2 protein-coding genes are annotated in these 2,180 nt (G+C 39.5%); one reads left to right on the forward strand and one right to left on the reverse strand.

All coding sequences use genetic code 11. The features are described 5' to 3' along the window. Window positions 1–158 precede the first annotated feature (158 nt). A complete protein-coding gene (locus AC1DDX_RS26675; RefSeq protein ID WP_337717968.1) occupies window positions 159–686 on the reverse strand; it encodes a hypothetical protein in 528 nt (175 codons plus the stop codon). 148 nt (window positions 687–834) lie between these two features. Between AC1DDX_RS26675 and gatB the strand changes: the two genes are divergently transcribed. Beyond that, window positions 835–2,180: Asp-tRNA(Asn)/Glu-tRNA(Gln) amidotransferase subunit GatB (gene gatB, locus AC1DDX_RS26680; RefSeq protein ID WP_477622955.1), on the forward strand; the 1,346-nt coding region annotated here is incomplete at its 3' end.

A 2,180-nucleotide genomic window follows, 5' to 3' on the forward strand; every position in this document is an offset into this window, starting at 1 on the left:
GTTTGAATGTATTAGTTTAAACACATCAGTTTGAACGCGCCCGTCATCCTGAATTTATTTCAGCCCCCCTCAAGAGAAAGAAAGCCTTGCTTGTGCGAGGTCCTGAAATAAATTCAGGATGACGGGTGCTCTTCAGCATAACGAGTGATGAAAAGCTTTTACCCTCTTGGTCTGATTATTCTTTCAATACCCGGATCTCTTCTTTCCCTTTTGTTTTCGTAATGCCTGTTGTCGCGTCTTCTGTCATTACCTCTTTCTCTGTATTGTCTTCTGCCATTATCATAGTGTCTATCTTCACGATATCTTTCAGTGTAATGTCTTCTATTCCCTTTCCAGTTATCATGTCTGCCATATTTAACCCTATACGCATTGTGGTTATGATATGGTCTTGGCGAATTAATTACGTATTTTCTTCCAGAGTATAAGTTGTAACCCCTGTATCTATGTGGCAGTGAACGAGAATGAACCCACCTGTTTCCGTTTAGGTAAATAAACTGCCTGGTTGGTACATAGTAATAACTCTCAATGTCGGGCATGTAATAGTAGTCTACATAATCATAGCCTCTTGGTCCCCATTGCGGCTGTGAGCCTATGTTAACACTAATGTTTACTTGCGCCTTTGCAGGTGCTGTTGCAGCTATTATTGATGCAAATCCAAGCATCGCCAATAAAAATAGTTTTTTCATAGAATTGATTTATTATTTGTGTGTGATGTATTAAAACCAAAGTTTGTGCCATAAGTATAATTCTGGCTACAAATCTGTGTTAATAACGCATAAATGGTTATGTTTGTATCTTAAATACATGTTGAATAAAGTTAATTATTGCATATAAATGAGTACGAAAACTGCAGTTTCTCCATCAGAATTCGAATTGGTATCTGGTTTAGAAATCCACGTACAATTAAACACACAAACAAAAATATTCTCGTCGGATAGTGCTTCTTTCGGAGCAAAACCTAATGAGCATATCTCTGCTGTTTCGCTGGCATTACCAGGCGCTTTGCCTAAATTGAATAAAGAGGTGGTTGCTAAAGCCGTTAGAATGGGCCTGGCCTTAAATTGCACAATTAACCAGCTCAATTTTTTTGATAGAAAGAATTATTTCTATGCCGATTTGCCTAAAGGATATCAGATTACTCAGGATAACAAGCCCATCTGTCAGAATGGTTATCTGAATGTAACGCTAAGCAATGGTGAAGAAAAACGCATCGGAATTAACAGGATACACCTGGAAGAGGATGCCGGTAAAAGTATGCATGATCAGAATGATCAATACTCTTATGTAGATCTAAACAGGGCAGGGGTTCCATTAATAGAGATTGTTACAGAACCTGATATCAGAAGTTCAGAAGAAGCATCTGCGCTGTTAACAGAGATGAGGAAATTGGTTCGTCATTTAAATGTGAGTGATGGCAATATGGAAGAAGGAAGTTTGCGTTGTGATGCAAATATCTCTATCCGTGAGGTTGGTGCAACAGAATTTGGAACGCGCTGCGAGGTAAAAAACCTAAACTCCATAAGAAACGTGCGCAGGGCAATGGATTTTGAGTTTAACAGGCAAAAAGAGGTTGTAGCCACCGGAGGAAGGATTGTACAGAGCACATTGAACTTTGATGCTGAAGAAGGTACAACATCGCCAATGCGGAGCAAGGAAGAAGCCAATGATTACAGGTATTTTCCGGATCCGGATTTGCCGCCCGTACATATTTCTGATGAGTGGCTGGAGCAGATAAAGGCCACAATGCCTGAACTACCCTCGGAGATCTCTAAAAGACTGGTAAAAGATTATGGAGTTAACGCATCTGAAGCTACATTACTTGCTGAAGATATTGACTTGCTTACCTATTTTAATTCGGCATTGCCTATAATTAAAAATACAAAGAGCCTGGTGAACTGGCTTACCGGATCTATCAGAGCTTTGTTAAGTGAACAAGAGATCACAATATCAGGCTTTAAAGTTAGTCCTGTGCAACTCGCAGACGTAATTAACCTGGTAGATAATAAAAAGATCACCCAACAAATTGCATTGCAACAGCTGTTGCCTTTAATCGTTAATAATGCGGGTGCCGATGTAAATAAACTGGCTACTGAACATAGCTTGCTAATTGAAGAAAATAGTGATGAACTGGCTGGTTTTGTGGATCAGGTTCTATCGAAATACGAAGCACAGGTACAAGC

This window comes from Pedobacter sp. 10L46_2, from assembly GCF_056395165.1.